This is a genomic window from Flavobacterium sp. (assembly GCF_040402955.1).
In the GTDB taxonomy this organism is placed as follows: domain Bacteria; phylum Bacteroidota; class Bacteroidia; order Flavobacteriales; family Flavobacteriaceae; genus Flavobacterium.
The window spans coordinates 199,318-223,101 of sequence record NZ_JBBALQ010000001.1; the positions used below are offsets into that span (position 1 = coordinate 199,318).

Consider the following 23,784-nt stretch of genomic DNA (forward strand, 5'->3'; position numbering starts at 1 on the left):
AATCATAAATATAAAGAATTTGATTTTCATATTCAATATTTCCTATGAATGTAGAGTAAAATTTACCTAATTTTTTTTCTAAAAACAGAATTAATTTAGTATTAAAATTATCAATTGAAATACTTAATTCAAGTAAATCACTTTTTAATTTATCATTTTTGTTAATTTCCGAAATTCTATTAATCCAAATACAGAATCCATTTTAAAATTCTCATCTCCATTATTTGTGAAATTTGATAAATCAACGGTTTGATTCAATACAATATTACTTCCATTTAATGAAAAAGTTATCTCTTTTGAGGTATCATCCGCAAAAACTAATCTGAATGTAACATTCATTTTACTTTTTAATTTATTTACAAAATCAAATCTGTCTATAAATTCTTTATCTTTATTATCAACTGCATTCCACCAAATCAATCCCTTTTCACTATATATACGGTGATTAATTTTGTAGTAAGATTTATCATTATCAAAATACATAAATAATTCTTTTAAATCTAATAATGAAAATGAAGATTTTAAATCTATTGATAAATCATCCCTGTCATTTTCTCCTTCACCCGCAGCATCTTTAACTTAATTGACTCGGCACTGTTTTCAATAGATAACATAAATATGCCATCTTCTTTATAATTATTATTTGTTTTTATTGAAACTCTTTTAAATCCATCAATAGGGTTTCCATATGAACTATAAACCCAATTTTTTGTGGATTCAAAAAGTTTTTCATTAGATATTTTCTGACTGTAAGAAAACAATGAAAATATTGAAATAATTATTGAAAAGGATTTTTTTATTATATTAGAAATTAGTTTGTTAGTTGTCATTTGATCCAAATTTAATTCGAACAAGTATAAAAATTATTTAGTGATTAAAAAAATTAACCAATATTAAAAACTTATTATAAGAAATTTCTTAATCGTGTTAATTTTCGTGGATACATTAATTACTTATAAATTAAAACAACAAAAAACCCCCGCAAAATATTTGCAGGGGTTTTTCTATATCTTAAAAAGTGACTAATCACTAATTACTTTTCTCGAATCACTTCAATGCTACAAATCAAACTTAATACCTTGCGCCAACGGCAATTGATCCGAATAGTTTACGGTATTGGTTTGTCGTCTCATATACACTTTCCAAGCATCTGAACCCGACTCTCTTCCGCCACCCGTTTCTTTTTCGCCACCAAAAGCACCACCAATTTCAGCACCAGAAGTACCGATGTTTACATTCGCAATTCCACAATCGGAACCCGCGAAAGATAAAAATTTCTCAGCTTCTTTCATACTGTTTGTCATAATGGCTGAAGATAATCCTTGTGCCACGCCATTTTGTTTTTCGATCGCATTTTCCACTTCGCCTTCGTATTTCATTAGATATAAAATAGGGGCAAACGTTTCGTGTTGTACAATTTCAAAATGATTTTCAGCTTCAATGATAGCCGGTTTTACATAGCATCCAGATTCGTATCCTTCACCTGATAAAACACCACCTGCTACTAATACTTTTCCGCCTTCAGCTTTAGCTTTTTCAATTGCTGCTAAATATGTGTTCACCGCATCTGTATCAATAAGCGGCCCAATATGATTTTTCTGATCTAACGGATTCCCAATGGTTAATTGCCCGTAAGCGCCCACAATGGCATCTCTTACTTTATCGTATACACTTTCGTGAATGATTAATCGTCTTGTAGAAGTACATCTTTGTCCAGCTGTTCCTACCGCTCCAAAAACGGCTCCTGGAACAACAACTTTTAAATCGGCAGTTGGAGTAATAATAATGGCATTGTTTCCACCTAATTCCAATAAAGATTTTCCGAAACGTTGTGCCACAGTAGTACCAACAATTCTTCCCATTCTGGTAGAACCTGTAGCAGAAATTAATGGAATTCTTACGTCTGTTGTCATCATTTCGCCTACTTTGTAATCGCCGTTAATGATACAAGAAATTCCTTCTGGTAACTCATTTGCTTTTAAGATATCTGCAATAATATTCTGACAAGCGATAGAACATAATGGCGCTTTTTCCGAAGCTTTCCATACACAAACGTCACCACAAATCCAAGCCAATGCGGTATTCCAAGCCCAAACGGCTACTGGAAAGTTAAAAGCAGAAATAATTCCTACTACTCCAATAGAATGCCATTGTTCTCTCATTACGTGGCCAGGACGCTCAGACGGAATGGTTTGTCCGTTCAATTGTCGAGATAAACCTACTGCGAAATCGCAAATGTCAATCATTTCTTGTACTTCACCATATCCTTCTTGTAACGATTTTCCCATTTCATAGGAAACTAATTTTCCAAGAGGTTCTTTTAATTCTCTTAATTTATTTCCAAATTGTCTAACAATTTCGCCACGTTGAGGTGCTGGCATAGCACGAAACGATTTGAAAGCAGTTGTAGCACTTTGCATTACTTTTTCGTAATCTGCAGCAGTGGTTGTTTTAACTTTTCCAATTAATTGACCATCAACTGGTGAATAACTTTCAATAATTTCTCCAGAAGAGAAACAATTGGAACCCGTTGAGGTTCCGTCATTAATTTCTTTTATTCCAAGTGCTTTTAAAGCTTCAGGCATTCCAAATTGTGAGGCAATTATTGACATTTTTAACTTTTTTAAATGATTTTGTTATGATTATGCAAATATAATAAATTGAATTCAGAATAAAGAATTAGTTATTTTACAAATTTTGGATTGCTTTCCATCACAGTTCCGCATTTTTCACACGTTCTTTTTTCTTCCGAAGAATAAAAATCTGTAAAATGAGAAAGAAAATCGTTTTCTATATTATTTAATTCAAAATATACTTCGTGAAGTTTGTGGTTGCACGAATCGCAAAACCAAAGCAATCCGTCTTTTACATCCAAATGATTTCGTTTTTTTTCAATTACTAAACCAATAGAATTTTCTGTTCTGCTTGGCGAATGCGGTACTTTTGCAGGTAATAAAAACATATCTCCAGCAGAAAGATGCATCGCTTTTTTTTCGCCATTTTCTTGAATATACACGGTAATTTCACCTTCTAACTGAAAAAATAATTCTTCGGTTTCGTTATAATGATAGTCTTTTCTGGCATTAGGTCCTGCAACAATCATTACAATATAATCGCCAGAATCTATATATAAATTTTTATTTGCAACTGGCGGAACGAGAAGATGTCTGTTTTCTTCTATCCACTTATTCAAGTTGAAAGGTTTTGCAATTGACATAAAAAGAATTTTAAAAGGTAAAGTTACAAAATAAAAAAAGGCACTTTTAATGTACCTTCAATTATTTTTTTGCTTCTTTTATCAGATAAATATAAGATGGAAAATGATCTGAATATCCAGGTCCTAATGCGCCATTTCGCAACGCATATCCCTTATATTGACCCGTTTGTTGAATCATAAAAGGCGCATTGTACACACCAGCTTTCCAATATCTCCATGACGAATAATCCCTTCTTAATAAAGGTTCAGAAATGATGATTTGATCGAAAAAATCCCAAGAATCTCTAAAAGCTAACGTTCCAATTCCTTTATTCATTAATTTTTCTGCTGGATTGTATAGTCCTAACGGTTGTACTTCTTTTTCATCTCCTTTTGCGCCTAAAACTTGTTTGATACTCTTATTAAAAGGGCCGTCATTCAAATCGCCCATTGTAAAGATTTTCGCATTCGGATTAATTATTTGTAGCGAATCTATAATTTTTTTGTTTAACGCTGCAGCTGCTTCACGTAGCGGACTACTTCTTTTTTCGCCACCTCTGCGCGAAGGCCAATGGCTTACAATAAAATGCATTTCTTCACCGTCTAATAATCCTGTCATTAATATTTGATCTCGAGTGTAAATTCGTTTTGTTTTGATATCTACCACATTATCATCGGTATCTTCTACTTTTTCTTTGTCTTTAGCTTTTTTATCGGTTTCATCTTCTGTAACGATAAGTGCATAATTTTTATAACTCGTTGGTTGAAAATGTCCTTTTTGATACAAAAATCCTGTGTCAATTCCACGTCTATCTGGCGAATCAAAGTGAATTACGGCATATCCTTTTGCTGCCAATAAGGGTTGCTTGCAAAGGTCTTCTAATACTTGTCTGTTTTCAATTTCGGCTACGCCTAAAATTACGGGCGAATTTTTTTGGTCGGCACTAGTTCCAAGTTGAGAAATTACTCGTTCTAATTTTTTTAGTTTGTCTTTATAATTTTCAGGGGTATAAATAAAATCTTCATCATTTATATTTGGATCATTTATCGTATCAAATAAGTTTTCTAAATTGTAGAAAGCGATGGTGTTTACAAGATAATTTTTTTTCTCTTGTGAAAAACTTATTGAAATAAATAAAAGCAGTGCTAAAGTGATGTAAAATGGTTTGATTTTCATGTTTCAGGTTAACTTATAATTAAATTAAAGTGTAAAATTTGGAACAAAGGTAAATAATTTAATTTATTGTTTTACATTTGTTAGCTTTTTAGTTTATTACTAAATTGTTTATAAGTTATTAATTTAAAATTAAGTATGAAAAAACTTGTATTAAGTCTTTTGTTTTTGTTTCAAGCTGTTTTTATAATGGCTCAAAACCAATCAACTGTCAAAGGAAAAGTAGTTGATTCCAAATCGCAAAGCCCGTTGGGTAGCGTTAAAGTAATGATTCAGTCTAATGAACAATTTGTAACTACCAATAGTTTGGGAGAATTTGAAATTAGTGGTATTTCAGACGGAAACCAAATTTTAGTAATTTCCGTGGATGGCTACAACACCCAAAATTTTGCCATTGAAGTGGTGGCAAATCAAACGTTAGATGTTGGTTTATTGTTTTTGGACGAAGACATTACATCAGAGCAGCAATTAAGTTTAGTAACCATTACTGAAAACGACTTAGGTGATGATAACAGTGGTTCTGAAAGTACAGCAGGTTTATTACAATCTTCAAGAGATGCTTATCAGCAAGCCGCAGCTTTCAATTGGGGTCAAGCTCGTTTTAGAATGAGAGGTTTAGATAATGAATATGGAGTAACTATGATAAATGGTATTTCTATGAATAAAATCTACGACGGAAGACCACAATGGAGTAACTGGGGTGGATTAAATGACGCCACAAGAAATCAAGAATTTACATTAGGTTCAGCACCTTCAGATTATACTTTTGGAGGGATATTAGGAACACAAGAAATTAATACAAGAGCCTCTTTATACAGAAAAGGAACAAGAATTTCTATGGCAGGAACTAATACGAATTATTCTTGGCGTTCTATGGTTACTCATAATTCAGGTTTAATGGATAATGGTTGGGCATACAGTATTTCTGGTTCAAGAAGATGGGCGCAAGAAGGTTATTTTGAAGGAACAGATTACGGAGCTAATTCCTTTTTTGCAAGTGTAGAAAAGAGAATCAATAAAAAACATAGTTTGAATTTCACTACAATTTACGCTCAAAATACAAGAGGAAAATCATCTCCAAACACCAACGAAGTAAATAATTTAAAAGGAATTAAATACAATTCGTATTGGGGATGGCAAGATGGTAAAAAACGTAATTCTAGAGACAAAGATGTTGAAGAACCAATTTTAATGTTAAGTCATTATTGGAAAATATCTGATAAAACTACATTAAATACAAACGTTGCTTATCAAACGGGTTCTATCGGAAATAGTAGATTAGATTACCAAACAGCAAATAGCCCTGATCCAACATATTACAAAAATTTACCTAGTTATTTTTCTAATTTAGGTGACACGGCAGGTGCTACTGCAGCTCAAAATTACTTCTTAAACAACAGTCAAATTAACTGGAATGCAATGTATTTTGCTAACCAAAACAGTAGTGTTATTCAAGGAAAGAGTCTTTACGCCTTGTATGAAGATAGAACAGATGACAAACAGCTTACGGCAAATTCTATTTTATTTTCAGATTTATCAGATAACGTAAAATTAAATGCTGGCGCGAGTTTTAAAAAATTAAAATCTCATAATTTCCAGAATATGTTGGATTTATTAGGAGGTCAATATTTTTCAGACGTAGATCCGTTTTATTCAGGAGATCAAACGCAGTCTGATTTAAATAATCCGAACCGTCAAATTAAAGTAGGCGACGAATATGGATACAATTATAATTTAAATGCTATTGTTGCAGATGCGTTTACACAATTTAAATTTACCTATAAAAAAGTAGATTTCTATTTGGCACAATCTTTCTCTAGAACCCAATATCAAAGAGAAGGTTTATACAGAAACGGAATTTATGCTAACACGTCTTTTGGAAAAGGATCAAAACAAAATTTTGAAAATTTTGGGTTCAAAGGTGGGTTAACATATAAAATTACAGGGCAACATTTATTAGATTTCAATGGGGTGTATATGACAAAAGCACCAAATATGAGAAACACTTTTGCAAATGCTCGTATTAATAATAACATTACTCCAGAGTTAAACAGCGAAACAATTGCGAGTTTAGATGCCTCTTATGTAGTAAGAACGCCTAAATTTAAAGCACGTGTAACAGGATTTGCTTCTAAAGTACAAAATGCAACGGAAATTTCTTTCTTTTACGCTGAAGGTATTGGAGAAGATGTAGATGGAAACGATCAAGATTCGTTTATTTCTGAAATTTTAACAGGAATCGAAAAGAGAAATTTTGGAGCTGAAATCGGTTTAGAATATCAGTTCACTTCAACAATTAAAGCAACAGTTGCAGCATCATATGGTCAATATTTGTATGGTAACAATCCAAACTTAAAAATTAATGACGATGCACAAGCAACTTTAACCAATACACAACCAGTTGTAGATTTTGGTAAAGCGTATTTAAAAAATTACAGATTACCAGGTATGCCGCAAACAGCAGCCTCTTTAGGATTGGAATATAGAGATCCAAATTTCTGGTGGGTTGGTGCAAATATTAATTATTTAGCAGATTCGTATTTAGACGTTTCAAATATCACAAGAACCGATAATTTTACTATTGACAAAGCTACTGGTGATAATTATACGGGAGCTAATGAAGAAACAGTTAGAAAAGCTTTAAACCAAGAAAAATTTGCTAACTTTAATTTATTAAATCTTACTGGTGGTAAATCTTGGAGAATTGACACTACTACTATTGGATTCTTCGCTTCAATTAATAATGTGTTAGATACAACCTACAAAACAGGGGGTTTTGAGCAATCAAGAAAAGCAACTTTTCCGGACCTACAAGCAGATAATGCCAATGGTACTCCAGCTTTCGGGCCAAAGTATTTTTATGGATACGGAAGAACCTATTTTATAAATTTATACGTTAACTTCTAAATAAATTGGCAATGAAAAATATATTTTTAAAAATTACGTTTGCAATTATTACTATTGGATCTTTTATAAGTTGTGATGTAGCTGAAACAGATATTCCAACAGTATTTAAATATGCATTTAATGAAGGTTTTTCAACATGTACAACAGGAAGTGGCGCTGTTGAAGTGCCTATTACATTAACAGGATGGGTAAATCATAATGCTACTGCAACTCGTTTATGGCATGCAAGAGTTTTCACGGGTGATACTTATGCTGAATTTTCTTCGTTTTATTCTGCGGCAGGAACTAATGATGTGGCTTGGTTAATTACTCCAGCTATCGATTTAACTAGCACTACTGGTGAAATTCTTTCTTTTACTACGAAAACTAGATTTTCAAATGGATTTCCAATGACCGCTTTTATTTCAACAAATTATGATGGTAGTACTGCTGGTATTTCAACCGCTACATGGACACCTTTAACTTTTGCAACTCCTAGCGTTAATGATGTAATTGTTAACAGCGGAAATATTGATATTAGCGCTTATAATAGTAATAATGTCAGAATTGCTTTTAAATATATAGGAAGCAAAACGGGTGGAATTACTACAACATGCCAATTAGATAATGTTAAGATCACTAAAAATTAAAAGTTATGAAAAAAATACAGATATTATTAGCAACGGTACTATTTTCAACTCTTTTTAGTTGTATTAATAGTGACAATTATGATGCACCAAATTTATCAGGTGAATGTTCTGATTTGATAGTTACAAAAACGCCACAAGATGTTGCAACTGTAGCAACTGCAACTGCTCAGAAATATATAGCAGACGATGTAATTGAAGCTTATATTACTTCTAGCGACGAAGGTGGAAATTTCTACAAATCTATTTCTATGGTTTCTGTAGACGGGACAAAAGGTTTTAGTATGCCAATTGATGCATACAATTTATATACTAAATATGAGCCAGGTAGAAAAGTATATGTTAAAATGAAAGACAGATACTTTGCAAATAATAGTCAAACATATTCATTAGAAATCGGGTCTTTATATAATGCAACACAAGTAGGGAGAATTTCTGGTGTGGAATATGAAGCAATAATTAAAAGAGGCTGTACAAAAGTTGATGAAAGTGCAATTGTAAATCAAATGACAATTTCTGCAGCAAAAAACAATGCTAATTTAAACAAGTTAATAGAGTTTGATGCGGTTCAGTTTGCCGATGAATCTTTGGGAAAAAAATATTATGATGCTTCATTAAATAGTATTGGTGGTGCTACAAATCACGTTCTAAAAGATGCCGCTGGTAGTTCTATTATTGTAAGAGTTAGTGAATTTGCTTCCTTTATGTCTAAATCAATTCCTTCAGGAAATGGTAAAGTAAGAGGTGTGCTTACAAGATATAATAATGACTATCAATTTATGATTCGTACAGAAAACGATGTAAAATTAACAGGATCTAGAGTTGTACCTTTGTTTGAAGAATCATTTACTTCTAATTTTGGATTATGGTCAAAACAAAATGTAGTTGGTGCTCAAATATGGGGAACAACTACTTTTGGTAATCCTGCTCCTTGTGCATTAATGAATGGATTTAGTGGAGGAAATCAACTTAATGAAGATTGGTTAATTTCACCAGCTATCAATTTAAGTGGTGTTTCTGCTTCTTTAGTTTCATTTGAAACCAGTACCCGTTATGCGGGACCTGCATTAACAATTTGGGTTTCTACAAATTATAATGGAACAGGTGCGCCAAACACGGCTACGTGGACTCAAATAACTAATGCAAATTTACCTGTTTGGACAAGTGGTGGTTTTACACCTTGGACAGCTTCGGGAGGAATAAATATTTCATCTTTTGTTGGAAGTTCAAACTTTAGAATCGCATTTAAATATACTTCTACAACTTCTGCAGCTGCTTCTTGGGAAGTAGATAATGTAAAAGTTGTGGGTCAATAAGTTTTAAAAAATAAAACACATAAAAAATGCCTTCTTAAAAATAAGAAGGCATTTTTGTTTAAACCTGACAGGTTTAATAACAAATTAATGTGCTTCCAACCAGTTTTTGCCACTACCAATTTCCACTTCTAACGGAACAATCATTTTAAAGGCATTTTCCATTTCGTGTTTAATCATTGGTTGGATTTTTTCTAATTCGCTGTTATGCACATCAAAAACCAATTCATCATGTACTTGCAATAACATTTTGGATTGCCAATTTTCTGATTTTAGTTTTTTATGGATGTTGATCATTGCGATTTTAATAATATCTGCCGCTGAACCTTGAATAGGAGCATTTACGGCATTTCTTTCGGCACCTCCACGAACTATTGCATTTGCAGAATTAATGTCTTTCAAATATCGTCTTCTTCCTGAAATGGTTTCTACATAACCATTTTCTCTCGCAAAATCTACTTGATCTGAAATAAATGATTTTAATTTTGGATAGGTTTTGTAATAGGCATCAATCAATTCAGCACTTTCTTTACGTGATAAATTGGTTTGATTGCTCAATCCGAAAGCCGAAACACCATACACAATTCCGAAGTTGACGGTTTTGGCGTGACTTCTTTGCTCTTTTGTTACTTCTTCTAAAGGAATATTAAAGACTTTAGCAGCCGTACTTTTATGAATGTCTTCATTGTTTTTAAACGCAGCAATCATATTTTCTTCACCACATAAAGCCGCTATAATTCGCAATTCAATTTGAGAATAATCGGCAGAAACTAAGGTGTAATTTTCATCTCTGGCAATAAATGCTTTTCTAATTTGTCTTCCTCTTTCGGTACGAATAGGAATGTTCTGTAAATTCGGATTATTAGAGCTCAAACGACCTGTAGCCGCAACGGTTTGCATATAATCGGTATGAACGCGTCCTGTTTTTGAATCCACTTGATTAGGCAACGCATCAATATAAGTACTTTGTAATTTTACCATTTGACGCCATTCTAAAATATCTTTTACAATCGGATTGTCGTGGGCTAAATAACTTAATATTTCTTCACCAGTGGCATATTGACCCGTTTTTGTTTTCTTCTGTTTTGCTCCGCCAATTTTCATTTTGTCAAACAACACATCGCCTAATTGTTTTGGAGAGGCCAAATTAAAGGTTTCACCAGCAGTTTCATAGATTTTTTGTTCTAAAGCTTTACTTTCAGCTGTCATTTCAACTGACATTTTTTGCAAGAAATTGACATCCAAATTAATACCTTCTTTTTCCATATCGGCTAAAACAGGAACTAACGGAATTTCAATTTCATCATATAATTTTTTCGTACCTACTTTTTCTAAAATAGGTAAAAAATGATTTTTAAGTTGAATCGTAACATCGGCATCTTCTACAGCGTATTCTTTAATTTCATCCAAAGGAATATCGCGCATATTGCCCTGATTTTTCCCTTTCTTCCCAATTAATTCTGTAATAGATTTTGGTGAATATTTCAAATACGTTTCACTCAATACATCCATATTATGACGCATATCTGGATTAATCAAATAATGCGCAATCATCGTATCGAATAAATTTCCTTTGACTTCAATTCCGTATTGAGAAAGAATTTTTATATCGTATTTAATATTTTGACCCACTTTTTCGATGTTTTCATTTTCGAAAAACGGCTTGAATTTTTCAATTAAAACCTGGGCTTCATCTCTGTTTTTTGGAAATGGCACATAAAATCCTTTTCCTTTTTCCCAAGAAAAGGCCAAACCTACTAATTCAGAATTTAACGCATCTAAACCAGTTGTTTCCGTATCAAAACACACCGAAGGTTGATTCAATACATTCTGAATGAACATTTTTGTAGGTAAATCGCCTTGTACGTTTTGATAAAAATGTTCCGTATTTTCTATAGTTGCATAATACGAATTGACAGTTTCGGTAGTATCATCAGCATCTGAAAAACCAAATAAATCATATTGTTCATCTGTAGTTTTTTTAACCGGTGCTTTCTTTAAAACGGGAATGTCAGAATTTGTTTCTTCAGCATTCGCTGCTGGATTGTACAATTTATCGAATTGCGCTTTCATTTGTCGGAATTCTAATTCCATAAATAACGCATCAGTTTTTTCAACATCTGGCGAAGATAATTCGTAATCTTTTTCATCAAAAGTTACTGGACAATCTAATAAAATAGTAGCTAATTTTTTAGATAAGATTCCTTGTGCTTTATTGGCTTCAATTTTGTCTTTTAAAGCGCCTTTTAGTTTGTCAGTATTGTCTAAAAGATTTTCCATTGAACCGAATTCGGCTAATAATTTCTTCGCTGTTTTTTCTCCAACACCTGGTAATCCTGGAATATTATCTACAGCATCGCCCATCATTCCTAAAAAATCAATTACTTGTAAAGGATGCTCAATTTCAAATTTGGCTTGTACTTCAGGAATTCCCCAAATTTCAATATCATTCCCCATTCTGGCAGGACGATACATAAAAATGTTTTCGGAAACCAATTGCGCAAAATCCTTATCTGGCGTCACCATAAAGACTTTATAATTTTCTTTTTCGGCTTGTTTTGCAATCGTTCCAATTAGGTCATCCGCCTCAAAACCTGCTACTTCTATAATTGGAATATGCATAGCGCGTAATAAGTCTTGAATATAAGGCACCGCAATTTTTATAGCTTCTGGCGTAGCATCTCGGTTGGCTTTATATTGTTCAAACATTTCCAAACGAAACGTACTACCGCCTTTATCAAAAGCAACCGCTAAATGATCTGGTTTTTCACGTTTAATCACATCCATTAAGGCATTCATAAATCCCATAATGGCCGAAGTATCCATGCCTTTAGAATTGATTCTTGGGTTTTTTATAAAAGCATAATAGCCTCGAAAAATTAATGCGTAAGCGTCTAAAAGAAATAAGCGTTTTTGTGACATAAATGGTTTTTTTATCTATTCGTTTGTAAAAATACAATTCTTTAAATAAAAAATCTTTGTTAAATTTCAATAAATATTTATGTTTATTACGAACTTGTTAGTTAATTTGTATAAAATAAAAAAACATGAAAGGTTTACTACCACTTCTTATATTATTAATTGTTGAATTTTATTCGTTTCAAGCAATTAAAACGATTACCAAAAACAAATGGGTTTTATTAATTTATTTAGTTATTTCTATCGTTTTGATGCTTTTTATCGTCTATTCATTTATGAATTTTGATAGAGGTAAAGGACAAAACAAAACAAGTTTATTTGTCATTGGTATGGCTTTACTTATTTATGTTCCTAAAATTTTAATTTTCTTAATTTTATTTATAGAAGATGTTTCACGCTTGGTAGAAGCCACGATTATGAGTTTTGTTGATGAAAATAGGGAACAATTTTTTAGTCCAAGAAGGCGTTTTGTGAGCCAGATTGCTTTAGGAATTGCGACTATTCCTTTTGCTTCTTTACTTTACGGAATGACTATTGGAAAATATAATTTTAAAGTACTCCGACAACAAATCTTTTTCGACGATTTACCAGAAGAATTTGATGGGATGACAATTACTCAAATTTCAGATATTCACAGCGGTAGTTTTGATGAAGATACCGATAAAATCAAATATGCGGTAGATTTAATTAATCAACAAAATTCTGATTTATTATTGTTTACTGGTGATATCGTAAATACACACGCCAAAGAAATGAATCCATGGATTGATACTTTTAAAGGATTGTATCAACCCAAATTAGGTAAATTTTCCATTTTAGGTAATCATGATTATGGAAAATATTACGAGTGGGATTCGGAAAAAGAAGAAATTCAAAATTTTGAAGATATAAAAAACATTCACAAAAAAATAGATTTTACATTGTTACTTAACGAGAATGTAAAAATACAAAAAGGGTCTAGTGAAATTGTGTTGGTTGGGGTAGAAAACTGGGGCGTACATTTTGGTAAAAAAGGCGATTTAAAAAAGGCGACATCAAATGTTAAACCAGAAGATTTTAAAATAGTGATGAGTCACGATCCAAGTCATTGGGAAAATGAAATAAAAAATCACGAGACACATTATCATTTAACGTTATCGGGTCATACGCACGGTTTGCAATTTGGAATTGAAATTCCAGGTTGGTTCAAATGGAGTCCTGTGCAGTATGTATACAAACAATGGGCAGGATTGTATGAAAATGCCGGAAGATATATTTATGTAAATCGTGGTTTTGGCTTTCACGCCTATCCAGGTAGAGTAGGAATTATGCCCGAAATTACCGTTATTGAGTTAAAAAAATCCAAAAAAGAGGCGTAATTGCTTAAAAAATGTGGTTTTTTGTTTGATATATTAAAAAAATATATACATTTGTTTAATAAACAATTCGGTCTATGTCGAAATTTGGAGAACTTATAGATGCACAAGTGCCAGTATTAATTGATTTTTTTACGGAATGGCACGAACAATCTATTACTATGAATGAAACAATTCGTCACGTTGCTGCCGCTTTAGGCGACAAAGCGAAAGTGATTAAAATTGATGTAGATAAAAATAAAGAATTAGCGGAAGCACTTCGTATTAAAGGTCTACCAACTTTTATGATTTACAAAGATGGTCAAATGGTTTGGAGACAAAGCGGTGAATTTGATGCCAATACTTTAATTTCTCTTATTCAAGAACAAGCTTAGGCGATTTTTTCAAAATTAAATCCTTTACTTTTTAGTGTTTCAATGGTTTTTTCTAAACTGTTGAGTACATTTTTTTTTGCCTTAAAGCTATCATGAAACACAATTATACTTCCTGAAACAACATTATCTATCACATTTTCATAACATTTTTCTGCTGAAATACTTGCGTTATAATCTTTACTCAATACATCCCACATAATTATTTTATAACCTAATTTTCTTAATTTATACGATTGCCAAGGTGTAATTTTACCATAAGGCGGTCTGAAAATTTGTGAATTTTGAATGGTAAATTGTGAATTCAGTTTAATTCTACAAGCTTCTGTGTTGCTTATGTATATATTTGTAGGAGTTTTCCAACCCTTTAAATGACTATAGGTGTGATTTCCTACAGAATGCTGTTTAGAAAGAATTTTCTGTACGATTTCTGGATATTTCCTTACATTGTCACCAATGCAAAAAAAGGTGGCTTTGATTTGATTTTTATCTAAAATTTCTAAAACTCTTTCAGTGATTTCTGGCGTTGGTCCATCATCAAAAGTTAAATAAATAGTATTTTCAGAATTCGGAATATTCCAAACCTGATTAAAAAATAAGAGCTTTATTATTTTAGGAACTTTTATCATAAAAAAAGCCATTCAAAGGAATGGCTTATGTATTTGTTTATTCGATTTCTCTTTTATACTCGCCCATCATATTATTGAAGTTGTTGAATTTTAAACGTTGTGAATTATAAAACTCTACATCTCCATTTTCCTGAGCTAATAATAATAGCGAACGATAAATTTCAATTTCTCTGTAAATTTCCATTCGATAAAAGGCTTTCTGTTTTTCTGACTGCGAATGAAAGAAAGTTATTTTTTCTTGATATTTTTTAATCAGTTGATTTAAGATTTTTCTTGCTTCTTCTTTTTTACCAATTTTATAATACCCTTCTGCAAATGGTTCTACTGTTGTGTAATATTCAAAGTAATCAATTGGCATGTTTTTCATAGCAATTTCAATTACTTTTTCCGCTTTAACAAACTTTTTTTCTTCAATTAATGCAGTCATCAATCGAGATAGATTATTTCTGTAAGATAAGGCATTTTTGCGCGTTTCTGGATCGTGATAAATTTTATCGTTTCCAGCGTTACCCCAAGTCCATTGGTTGATAATTTTATAAGTTTTTTCAGTATCAATATAACCCATATCGTAAGAATTTCCTTCTTTTAGTATGGTTCTTATAGGAACTAATTTATACACCATACCGTCTAATTGCAGGTATTCTTTCATCCAAATATAATCATCTGCGCCAAAACTCCCTGGAGAGAAATAAATAGGTCGTTTCCAGTTGTTGGCATTAAATATGTCTAACATTAAAATTCTGTTTTTATAAATCGCACCGCCTTTTAATTTTAAATTAATTTGTGGTACAATAGAATCGTAATATTTTTTATCTACAACTTTATTTTTGATAATGTTTTGCTTATCAATTTTAACTTTTAAATGTTCGCTCGGATAAAAATGTACAAATTGACCATTTTTCATTTCTCTTTTAGAACGATCGTCTTTTAAGAAATCTAAAGTTAAACCTAAATCTAAGGTATCAGTTGTTCTTTCGTTAAATAAACAGTAATTTCTTTTATCGCCCACATATTGATCATGAGTAAACGAAATAGGTAAAGCATCCGATTTATTCGATTTTACTTTCATCTCATCAATATACCAATCAGTAGCTAACAAACTTGTATTTACAATTCTAACATCCGTTCTGTATCCTTCAATTTCTTGCAAATACCACATTGGAAAGGTGTCATTATCACCAATTGTAAATAATATGGCATTGAGTTCGCAGGAATCTAAATAGGCTTTTGCCATCGCTACAGCTGTGTATTTTCCACTTCTATCATGGTCATCCCAGTTTTCCGTTGCCAATAGTACTGGTGAAGCTAATAAAGCACTGGCCAATACGGCTGGAAGCGCTACTTTAGGCGACACATATTTTAAAACATATCGATAAATGGCATATATTCCAACGCCAATCCACATTGCAAAAATATAAAACGAACCTACTAAAGCATAATCTCTTTCTCTTGGTTCGAAAGGTCTTTCGTTTAAGTAAATTTTCAAAACTAAACCAGTAAATAAAAACAAGAGTAGTAAAACATAAAATGATTTCCATTCTTTTTGCGCATGATAAACCATTCCGATAATTGCTAATATTAAAGGTAAAAAGAAATATGTATTTCTTCCTTTATTGTTTTTCATATCGGTAGTTAATTCACTTTGATTGTCTAAGTGTAAATTGTCTATAAAGCTGATGCCGCTTAGCCAATTTCCTTCTAAACTTTCATAATTTCCTTGTAAATCATTTTGTTTTCCGACGAAATTCCACATTAAATATCTGAAATACATATAGCCAAATTGGTATTCAAACATAAATTTCATATTGTCTGAAAACGATGGTTTTTCAATCGTTAAATAATCACCGTAATTTTTTAGAAATTCCTCGTATTCGTCTAATCCAAGTTTGTTAGATGCAAATTGACTTCTAAAATCCGTAACGATTTCGGTAAATTGACCTAATTTATCTTCATCTGTTTCGCCAGTTTCTTCATCATAAAACGCTTCATGATTTACACTAAACTCTAATGGTTTGGTAAACGTCATGTAGTTTTTGGCATGTTCTTCACTCCAAAGTCTTGGTAAAAACGCATTGTGTTTAGAGTTTGGATTGTGTTTTCCGTTTATGTAATTATTGGTAATTATATATTTACCCGTTTTTTCGTCTCTTTCGTAGTTTGGTTTATCGTCAGAATACGGATTCTCTTCATCAGCACCTGCATAAGTATTAGAAAATTGAGGTCCGTAAAACAACTTGGTTTCCCCGTATTGTTCTCTATTGTAATAAGCTAAAACTTCTGCAGCATCACTAGGTTTGTTCTCGTTTATATTAATGTTAGAATTGGCTCTTACGGGAAGCATAATCCAAGTTGAAAATCCAATTAAAATAAATAGTATACTTAATAATAGTGTGTTAAACTTTACTAATTCTTTTTTCTTGGTATATGCCAAACCAAAATAAAAACCAGCTACAATTAGTAAAAAGGCAATAATAGTTCCAGAATTAAAAGGCAATCCCATTGAGTTTACTGCAAAAATTTCTGTTTTTGCAAAAAACGATAATGTATAAGGTAGTAAGAATTTAAAAATAAACATCAAAATAGCCAATATCACTACATTGGCAACAATAAAGTTTTTAACTGTAATATTTTTTTGAGTTTTAAAGAAATATAACATTCCAATTGATGGTAAAGCTAATAAGGCCAAAAAGTGAACTCCAAAGGAAAGTCCAATAACCAATGAAATTAAAATTACCCATTTGTTTCCTCTTTCTGTTTCCAGTTCTTCTTCCCATTTTAGACCCAACCAAAATAACAAAGCAATAAACAAAGAAGCCATTGAATATACTTCCGCTTCTACGGCATTAAACCAAAAACTATCTGTAAATGTAAAAGATAAAGCGGCAATTAGTGAAGCCCCTAATGTAAGTTTTGAAGTTTCATTGTTCCATTCAGATGTAGCGACAACAATTTTTCGTATGATTTTAGATGACGACCAAAACATAAATAAAATGGTAAAAGCACTTGAAAAAACAGACACCATATTAACCATCAAAGCGATTTGACTATCATTTGAAGCAAACATGGCAAAAAACGCACCAATCATTTGATATAAAGGCGCTCCCGGCGGATGACCAACTTCTAATTTGGCAGCGGTGGCAATATATTCTCCACAATCCCAAAAACTCATTGTAGGCTCAACGGTTAAAGTATAGGTAATTAATGCAATTATAAAAGCAAACCAACCTAAGTAGGTATTCCATTTGCTGTAATTAAATAAAGTCATATATATGCTAAATTAATTTAGATTACAAAGAAACTATTTATTGGAGAGATTACCAATTAATTTTTTCTTAAAATTATTTAAAAAATTATTTGCAGAGAATAAAATATATATTACATTTGCACTCGCAATTACAGAATAATTGGCTCATGGTGTAATGGTAACACTACTGTTTTTGGTGCAGTCATTCAAGGTTCGAGTCCTTGTGAGCCAACAAAAATCCCGCTTTGAAAAAAGCGGGATTTTTTTATTTGTATCACATTTAAATCACTTATATTTTAAAAGCAATAACAGGTCTTTTTGCATGGTTCACTAAGTCTTCAGAAATACTTCCGTTTAAAAAGTGAGAGATTCCTTTTCTTCCATGTGTACAAACGGCAATAACATCGGAATTTGAATCTTTTGCAAAATGTAAAATTCCTTTTTCTACATTAATGTCATTATAAAGGTGAATAGAATAGTCAGAAAAGTGAAATTCTTCAATAAAGTTTTTAACTTTTTCGTTTGCTATTCTAGTTGTAGTAAAATTATTTGGTGTAATTACATGTAATAAGTTAATGTGTGCTTCAAAATATTTTGCAAAATCAACTACTTTTTCAAAAGGTTTTTTAATTTCACTTGAAAAATCGGATGCAAAAGTAAGTGATTCGACTTTAAAATTGTCTTCTTCTTTTTTAATTACTAATACAGGAATTTCTGAATTTCTTACCACTTTTTCGGCATTTGAACCCACAAACATTTCGTGAAAACCACTTGCTCCGTGAGAGCCCATCACTACTAAATCAGCATGATGTTTTTTTCCATTTTCAATAATTCCTTCAAACGCCATATTAAACTGTACAATGCTTGAAACTTTAATATCATTTAAAAAATCGGAGTTTTCTAATTCTTCTAATTTGGCTACAGCTGCATTTTTAAAAAACATTAATTCAGGAATTTCATGTGAGGTATGAAGCGCATCATTGCCTGAAGTTGATAATTCCAACATATGTAATAAAATTATTTCGCCATTATTTTTTTTGGCAATTTGTGCGGCAATTTTTAAAGCATTTTCGGCATGTTTTGAAAAATCGGTAGGGACTAAAATTGTTTTCATTTGTTTAAATTTAATTACTATTTAATTACAGTATAAAGTTACGATTTTTTTTTGAATTGGTTAACTTTTTTGGAAAAATGAAATATTTGGACATTTAAAAAAAAATGTTGTATATTTGCGAAGTTATTTAGTAAACAACCAAATAATGAGGCACGCATTGCGTGCCTCTTTTTATAAAGATGACATTTAAAGAAAAAGTAAAAAATTTGCTTGACAAAGCGTTAGAAGAGAACACACAATTGTTTCTGATTGATTTAGATTTTTCAGAATCAAACAAAATTTCCGTTATCTTAGATGGCGATTCTGGTGTGAATTTACAAGATTGTATCAATGTAAATAAGTTTTTAGATAGCGGATTAGAAGCAGAAGATGTAGAATATTCTATTGAAGTTGCCTCAGCAGGACTGTCTTCGCCATTGAAATTGGTTAGACAATATAAAAAAAATATAGGAAGAACAGTAAAAGTAAAAACCATTTCTCAAGGCGATTTTGAGGCTTCATTATCTGATGCAGATGAAGAAGCCACTACATTATCTTGGAGGGCAAGAGAACCAAAAGAAATAGGGAAAGGAAAAGTAACCGTTCTAAAAACAATCACTATTCCCTACACAGACATAAAAGAAGCAGTAGTAATAATATCATTTTAAAAATAAAGCATACCATGGAGAATATTGCATTAATAGATTCATTTTCAGAATTTAAAGACGACAAACTAATCGATAGAGTTACCTTAATGGCAATTTTGGAAGACGTGTTTAGAAATGCGTTGAAAAAGAAATATGGTTCAGATGACAATTTCGATATTATCATAAATCCAGATAAAGGAGATATGGAAATTTGGAGAAACCGTGTAGTTGTAGCTGATGAAGATTTAGATCTTGAAAACGAAGAAATCACATTAACAGAAGCTAGAAAAATCGAACCTGATTTTGAAATTGGTGAAGAGGTATCTGAAGAAGTAAAATTAATCGATTTAGGAAGAAGAGCTATTTTAGCGTTACGCCAAAATTTGATTTCAAAAATTCATGAACACGACAACACCAATCTTTACAAACAATTTAAAGATTTAATTGGTGATATTTACACTGCCGAAGTACATCATGTACGACCAAAAATGGTAGTTTTAATGGATGATGATGGAAACGAAATTATCTTACCTAAAGAAAAACAAATTCCAAACGATTTCTTTAAAAAAGGAGAAAATGTAAGAGGAATCATCGAAAGCGTAGAGCTTAAAGGAAATAAACCTCAAATTATAATGTCAAGAACAGCACCAAGTTTCTTAGAGAAATTATTCGAACAAGAAATTCCTGAAGTTTTTGATGGTTTAATTACTATTAAAAAAGTAGTTAGAATCCCAGGAGAAAAAGCAAAAGTTGCGGTTGATTCTTATGATGATAGAATTGATCCAGTTGGAGCTTGTGTAGGTATGAAAGGATCTCGTATTCACGGAATTGTTCGTGAATTAGGAAACGAAAATATTGATGTAATTAATTACACACAAAACATACAATTATTTATTACAAGAGCGCTTAGCCCAGCTAAAGTTTCTACTGTAAAAATTGATGAAGAAAATAAAAAAGCAGAAGTTTTCTTAAAAATTGAAGAAGTTTCAAAAGCCATTGGTAGAAACGGACAAAACATTAAATTAGCGAGTCAATTAACGGGATACGAATTAGATGTAATTCGTGAAGGAATTGTTCAAGAAGAAGATGACGTGGAATTAAGAGAATTTAGTGATGAAATTGAAGAATGGATTATTGAAGAATTCGAAAAAATTGGCTTAGATACCGCTAGAAGTATTATCGACAAAGATGTTGCAGATTTAGTAAGAAGAACAGATTTAGAGGAAGAAACTATTTTAGATGTAATCAGTATTTTAAAACAAGAATTAGATAGCTAATCAAAAAATAATTTAGCATCACAATCACAAGAAAATTAAGCAAAAAACAAATATGTCTGAAGAAAGAGTAATACGAATAAGTAAAGTTTTAAAAGAATTCAACATTTCACTTGATAGAGCTGTTGACACCTTAAAAGAAAAGGGTCATACCATTGAGCACAGTCCCAATGCAAAAGTTTCTCAATTGGAATTCGACGTTTTGTGCGATATTTTTTCGGCCGATAAAGGAAATAAAGTAGCTTCGAAAGAAGTTGGCGAAGAAAAGAAAAAAGAAAAAGAAGCACTAAAACGTGAAATCGAAAAAGAACTCGAAGTAAAACGTCTTGCAGATGAAGAAAGACAAAAACAAGAAATAATAAAAGCAAAAGCAGTTGTAGCCGCACCAGTTTCTTTAGGAAAAATTGATTTAAATCCAAAAAAACAAGAAGCAACTAAAACAGAAAAACAAATTGTTACTAAAGATAATAATGTTGTTTCAAAAGAAGAAAAAACAGTTGTTGCAGAAGAAACTTCAGACAAATCTGCAGAAACTACAAAAAAACCTGTTGGAAAAACAAAAGTTAAACCAGAAGAACCTTCAATTCAACCTCAAGAATTTAATCCTGACGGCACACCAATTGAAGTAAGATTAGATACACAATATACAAAACTTTCGGGAGCCACTTTCACGGGTCAAACTATTGATTTAACTCAATTTAATAAACCTAAGAAAAAGAAAGAAGAATTTAAAAAACCAGGAACTCCAGGTGCTGCGGCAAGTAAACCAGGAACTCCAGGCGCTCCAGGTTCAGCAGCAAATAAACGCAAAAGAATTATCAAGCCGGGAACACCAAACACAGGTGGTACAGCTGGAAATACGCAAGGTGGAGGTCAAGGTGGCTTTGTTAAAAGACCATATCAAGGCGGACAAGGTGCTGGTGGTTTCAAAAAACCAGGTTTTAACAAATCAACCCCAGTGGTAAAGGTTGAGCCAACGGAAGAAGAAGTAAAAAATCAAATTAAAGAAACTTTAGAAAGATTACAAGGAAAAGGTAACAAATCTAAAGCGGCAAAATATAGAAGAGATAAAAGAGATACGCACCGTCAACGTACTGATGACGATTTAGCACAACAAGATTTAGAAAGCAAAATCCTTAAAGTAACTGAATTTGTTACAGTTGGTGAAATTGCAACTATGATGGATGTGCCAATTACAAAAGTAATCGGAACATGCATGTCTTTAGGAATTATGGTTACCATGAACCAACGTTTGGATGCAGAAACATTAACTATTGTAGCTGACGAATTTGGCTACGAAATGCAATTTATCACCACCGATATTGAAGAAAATGCAGTAATAGTTGAAGACACTGAAGAAGAATTAGAATTCAGAGCACCAATTGTTACTGTTATGGGTCACGTCGATCATGGTAAAACATCGTTACTAGATTATGTTCGTAAAGCAAACGTTATTGCAGGAGAATCTGGAGGAATTACACAGCATATTGGTGCCTACGGAGTAACTTTAGATGGTGGTCAAAAAATCGCTTTCTTAGATACACCCGGTCACGAAGCCTTTACAGCGATGCGTGCTCGTGGTGCTCAAGTTACCGATATTGCTATTATTGTAGTAGCGGCCGACGACGACATCATGCCTCAAACAAAAGAAGCAATTTCTCATGCACAAGCAGCAGGAGTTCCAATGATTTTCGCTATTAATAAAGTAGATAAACCAAATGCGAATCCTGAAAAAATTAAAGAGCAATTAGCAGGAATGAATTTACTTGTTGAAGATTGGGGTGGAAAATATCAATCTCATGATATCTCAGCAAAATTCGGACAAGGAATTCCTGAATTATTAGAAAAAGTATTATTAGAAGCTGAGGTTCTTGAACTAAAAGCAAATCCAAATAAACCTGCACAAGGAACAGTTGTAGAAGCACAATTAGACAAAGGTCGTGGTTATGTCTCTACGATTTTAGTACAAGCAGGAACTTTAAAAATTGGTGATTACATGTTAGCGGGTAAAAATCATGGTAAAATTCGTGCCATGTTTGATGAAAGAGGTAACAGTGTAAAAATTGCAGGTCCATCAACACCAGTATCCGTATTAGGCTTAGACGGAGCGCCAACTGCCGGAGACAAGTTTAATGTTTACGAAGACGAAAGAGAAGCCAAACAAATTGCAACAAAACGTGCACAGTTAGCGCGTGAACAATCGGTTCGTACTCAGAAACATATTACACTTTCAGAAATTGGACGTCGTATCGCTTTAGGTCAGTTTAAAGAATTAAACATTATCCTTAAAGGAGACGTTGATGGTTCGGTAGAAGCACTTTCTGATTCGTTCTCTAAATTATCAACAGAAGAAATTCAAATTAATATCATTCATAAAGGAGTGGGAGCGATTACAGAATCTGACGTATTATTAGCTTCTGCTTCTGACGCAATTATTATCGGATTTAACGTTCGTCCTGCAGGAAATGCAAAAGCTTTAGCAGATAAAGAAGAAATTGACATCCGTAATTATTCTATTATTTACGCCGCTATAGACGATTTAAAAGATGCTATGGAAGGTATGCTTTCCCCAGAATTGAAAGAAGAAATTACAGGTACTGCTGAAATTAGAGAATTGTTTAAAGTATCTAAAATTGGAACAATTGCTGGATGTATGATTACAGATGGTAAAGTAATTCGTAACAACAGAATCCGATTAATTAGAGAAGGTGTTGTTATTTTCACAGGAGAATTAGTAGCTTTAAAACGTTTCAAAGACGACGTAAAAGAAGTGTCAAAAGGATACGATTGTGGTATGCAAATTAAAGGATACAATGATATTAAAGAATTGGATATCATTGAAAGTTTCCACGAAATTGAAATCAAAAAGAAATTAAAATAATTTTTTAAACATAAACTTAAATCCCAATGAAAATTGGGATTTTTTTTGTTTTATAAATTTTTATTCACTTTAATTTATTGAAAATAAATAAAATAGAAATCATTAGAAAATCTTTAAACATTAAACGTAAAAAATTATAATAATTTGTTTTTTTT

17 protein-coding genes and 1 tRNA gene are annotated in these 23,784 nt (G+C 32.0%); 9 read left to right on the top strand and 9 right to left on the bottom strand.

The window, feature by feature from the left end; translation table 11 throughout:
• Positions 1 to 144 precede the first annotated feature (144 nt).
• The 5 genes from ABWP78_RS00895 to ABWP78_RS00915 form a co-directional block, all read right to left on the bottom strand.
• Entirely contained in the window at positions 145 to 483 is a 339-nt protein-coding gene (locus ABWP78_RS00895; RefSeq protein WP_353167980.1) for a hypothetical protein, read from the bottom strand.
• Positions 484 to 527: 44 nt separating this feature from the next.
• Positions 528 to 830: a hypothetical protein gene (locus ABWP78_RS00900; protein WP_353167982.1), complete on the bottom strand. Its 303-nt coding sequence runs from the start codon at positions 828 to 830 to the stop codon at positions 528 to 530.
• A 228-nt stretch (positions 831 to 1,058) separates the two neighbouring features.
• Positions 1,059 to 2,612 (bottom strand): L-piperidine-6-carboxylate dehydrogenase, encoded by a 1,554-nt coding sequence (gene amaB, locus ABWP78_RS00905; protein ID WP_353167985.1) that lies wholly within the window; start codon positions 2,610 to 2,612, stop codon positions 1,059 to 1,061.
• Positions 2,613 to 2,683: 71 nt separating this feature from the next.
• Positions 2,684 to 3,217 carry a 3-hydroxyanthranilate 3,4-dioxygenase gene (locus tag ABWP78_RS00910; protein ID WP_353167988.1) on the bottom strand — a complete coding sequence of 178 codons (534 nt, stop codon included), beginning with the start codon at positions 3,215 to 3,217 and terminating at the stop codon, positions 2,684 to 2,686.
• A gap of 61 nt (positions 3,218 to 3,278) precedes the next feature.
• Positions 3,279 to 4,373 (bottom strand): endonuclease/exonuclease/phosphatase family protein, encoded by a 1,095-nt coding sequence (locus ABWP78_RS00915; protein WP_353167990.1) that lies wholly within the window; start codon positions 4,371 to 4,373, stop codon positions 3,279 to 3,281.
• A 135-nt stretch (positions 4,374 to 4,508) separates the two neighbouring features.
• Here ABWP78_RS00915 and ABWP78_RS00920 point away from each other — a divergent pair, with 135 nt between their 5' ends.
• From ABWP78_RS00920 to ABWP78_RS00930, 3 genes are read left to right on the top strand one after another with little or no spacing between them, the layout of a single operon-like run.
• A complete protein-coding gene (locus ABWP78_RS00920; RefSeq protein ID WP_353167992.1) occupies positions 4,509 to 7,277 on the top strand; it encodes a carboxypeptidase-like regulatory domain-containing protein in 2,769 nt (922 codons plus the stop codon).
• 11 nt (positions 7,278 to 7,288) lie between these two features.
• Positions 7,289 to 7,906, top strand: coding sequence for a choice-of-anchor J domain-containing protein (locus ABWP78_RS00925; protein WP_353167994.1), 618 nt, complete (start codon positions 7,289 to 7,291; stop codon positions 7,904 to 7,906).
• 5 nt (positions 7,907 to 7,911) lie between these two features.
• Positions 7,912 to 9,219, top strand: a complete 1,308-nt coding sequence (locus tag ABWP78_RS00930) for a DUF5689 domain-containing protein (protein ID WP_353167995.1) — start codon at positions 7,912 to 7,914, stop codon at positions 9,217 to 9,219.
• Between the two features lie 84 nt (positions 9,220 to 9,303).
• Here the strand turns inward: ABWP78_RS00930 and polA are convergent, their stop codons facing one another.
• Complete coding sequence (gene polA / locus ABWP78_RS00935) at positions 9,304 to 12,138, bottom strand: DNA polymerase I (RefSeq protein ID WP_353167997.1); 2,835 nt, start codon at positions 12,136 to 12,138, stop codon at positions 9,304 to 9,306.
• 125 nt (positions 12,139 to 12,263) lie between these two features.
• Between polA and ABWP78_RS00940 the strand changes: the two genes are divergently transcribed.
• Both ABWP78_RS00940 and ABWP78_RS00945 read left to right on the top strand, forming a co-directional pair.
• Positions 12,264 to 13,493 carry a metallophosphoesterase gene (locus ABWP78_RS00940; protein ID WP_353167998.1) on the top strand — a complete coding sequence of 410 codons (1,230 nt, stop codon included), beginning with the start codon at positions 12,264 to 12,266 and terminating at the stop codon, positions 13,491 to 13,493.
• A gap of 74 nt (positions 13,494 to 13,567) precedes the next feature.
• Complete coding sequence (locus ABWP78_RS00945) at positions 13,568 to 13,864, top strand: thioredoxin family protein (protein ID WP_091312869.1); 297 nt, start codon at positions 13,568 to 13,570, stop codon at positions 13,862 to 13,864.
• On the opposite strand, the gene ABWP78_RS00950 is transcribed toward ABWP78_RS00945, so the two are convergent.
• Both ABWP78_RS00950 and ABWP78_RS00955 read right to left on the bottom strand, forming a co-directional pair.
• Positions 13,861 to 14,490: a polysaccharide deacetylase family protein gene (locus ABWP78_RS00950; RefSeq protein ID WP_353168001.1), complete on the bottom strand. Its 630-nt coding sequence runs from the start codon at positions 14,488 to 14,490 to the stop codon at positions 13,861 to 13,863. The genes ABWP78_RS00945 and ABWP78_RS00950 overlap by 4 nt on opposite strands.
• 37 nt (positions 14,491 to 14,527) lie before the next feature.
• Complete coding sequence (locus tag ABWP78_RS00955; protein WP_353168003.1) at positions 14,528 to 17,755, bottom strand: glycosyltransferase family 117 protein; 3,228 nt, start codon at positions 17,753 to 17,755, stop codon at positions 14,528 to 14,530.
• A gap of 140 nt (positions 17,756 to 17,895) precedes the next feature.
• Here ABWP78_RS00955 and ABWP78_RS00960 point away from each other — a divergent pair.
• Positions 17,896 to 17,966 (top strand) — tRNA-Gln (locus ABWP78_RS00960).
• Positions 17,967 to 18,023: 57 nt separating this feature from the next.
• On the opposite strand, the gene ABWP78_RS00965 is transcribed toward ABWP78_RS00960, so the two are convergent.
• Positions 18,024 to 18,848 carry a universal stress protein gene (locus ABWP78_RS00965; protein WP_353168006.1) on the bottom strand — a complete coding sequence of 275 codons (825 nt, stop codon included), beginning with the start codon at positions 18,846 to 18,848 and terminating at the stop codon, positions 18,024 to 18,026.
• Positions 18,849 to 19,027: 179 nt separating this feature from the next.
• Here ABWP78_RS00965 and rimP point away from each other — a divergent pair, with 179 nt between their 5' ends.
• Genes rimP through infB form a run of 3 tightly spaced genes read left to right on the top strand, consistent with a single transcriptional unit; the run spans position 19,028 to position 23,629 of the window.
• Positions 19,028 to 19,495 carry a ribosome assembly cofactor RimP gene (rimP, locus tag ABWP78_RS00970; RefSeq protein ID WP_353168008.1) on the top strand — a complete coding sequence of 156 codons (468 nt, stop codon included), beginning with the start codon at positions 19,028 to 19,030 and terminating at the stop codon, positions 19,493 to 19,495.
• Between the two features lie 14 nt (positions 19,496 to 19,509).
• Positions 19,510 to 20,751 (top strand): transcription termination factor NusA, encoded by a 1,242-nt coding sequence (gene nusA, locus ABWP78_RS00975; protein ID WP_353149028.1) that lies wholly within the window; start codon positions 19,510 to 19,512, stop codon positions 20,749 to 20,751.
• A 52-nt stretch (positions 20,752 to 20,803) separates the two neighbouring features.
• Positions 20,804 to 23,629: a translation initiation factor IF-2 gene (gene infB / locus ABWP78_RS00980; RefSeq protein WP_353168009.1), complete on the top strand. Its 2,826-nt coding sequence runs from the start codon at positions 20,804 to 20,806 to the stop codon at positions 23,627 to 23,629.
• Positions 23,630 to 23,784: the final 155 nt, after the last annotated feature.

Bases quoted from the DNA above. Each gene is read 5' to 3' on its own strand.
- ABWP78_RS00895 (WP_353167980.1), bottom strand. From the start codon at position 483: ATGTATTTTGATAATGATAAATCTTACTACAAAATTAATCACCGTATA.
- ABWP78_RS00900 (WP_353167982.1), bottom strand. From the start codon at position 830: ATGACAACTAACAAACTAATTTCTAATATAATAAAAAAATCCTTTTCA.
- amaB (WP_353167985.1), bottom strand. From the start codon at position 2,612: ATGTCAATAATTGCCTCACAATTTGGAATGCCTGAAGCTTTAAAAGCA.
- ABWP78_RS00910 (WP_353167988.1), bottom strand. From the start codon at position 3,217: ATGTCAATTGCAAAACCTTTCAACTTGAATAAGTGGATAGAAGAAAAC.
- ABWP78_RS00915 (WP_353167990.1), bottom strand. From the start codon at position 4,373: ATGAAAATCAAACCATTTTACATCACTTTAGCACTGCTTTTATTTATT.
- ABWP78_RS00920 (WP_353167992.1), top strand. From the start codon at position 4,509: ATGAAAAAACTTGTATTAAGTCTTTTGTTTTTGTTTCAAGCTGTTTTT.
- ABWP78_RS00925 (WP_353167994.1), top strand. From the start codon at position 7,289: ATGAAAAATATATTTTTAAAAATTACGTTTGCAATTATTACTATTGGA.
- ABWP78_RS00930 (WP_353167995.1), top strand. From the start codon at position 7,912: ATGAAAAAAATACAGATATTATTAGCAACGGTACTATTTTCAACTCTT.
- polA (WP_353167997.1), bottom strand. From the start codon at position 12,138: ATGTCACAAAAACGCTTATTTCTTTTAGACGCTTACGCATTAATTTTT.
- ABWP78_RS00940 (WP_353167998.1), top strand. From the start codon at position 12,264: ATGAAAGGTTTACTACCACTTCTTATATTATTAATTGTTGAATTTTAT.
- ABWP78_RS00945 (WP_091312869.1), top strand. From the start codon at position 13,568: ATGTCGAAATTTGGAGAACTTATAGATGCACAAGTGCCAGTATTAATT.
- ABWP78_RS00950 (WP_353168001.1), bottom strand. From the start codon at position 14,490: ATGATAAAAGTTCCTAAAATAATAAAGCTCTTATTTTTTAATCAGGTT.
- ABWP78_RS00955 (WP_353168003.1), bottom strand. From the start codon at position 17,755: ATGACTTTATTTAATTACAGCAAATGGAATACCTACTTAGGTTGGTTT.
- ABWP78_RS00965 (WP_353168006.1), bottom strand. From the start codon at position 18,848: ATGAAAACAATTTTAGTCCCTACCGATTTTTCAAAACATGCCGAAAAT.
- rimP (WP_353168008.1), top strand. From the start codon at position 19,028: ATGACATTTAAAGAAAAAGTAAAAAATTTGCTTGACAAAGCGTTAGAA.
- nusA (WP_353149028.1), top strand. From the start codon at position 19,510: ATGGAGAATATTGCATTAATAGATTCATTTTCAGAATTTAAAGACGAC.
- infB (WP_353168009.1), top strand. From the start codon at position 20,804: ATGTCTGAAGAAAGAGTAATACGAATAAGTAAAGTTTTAAAAGAATTC.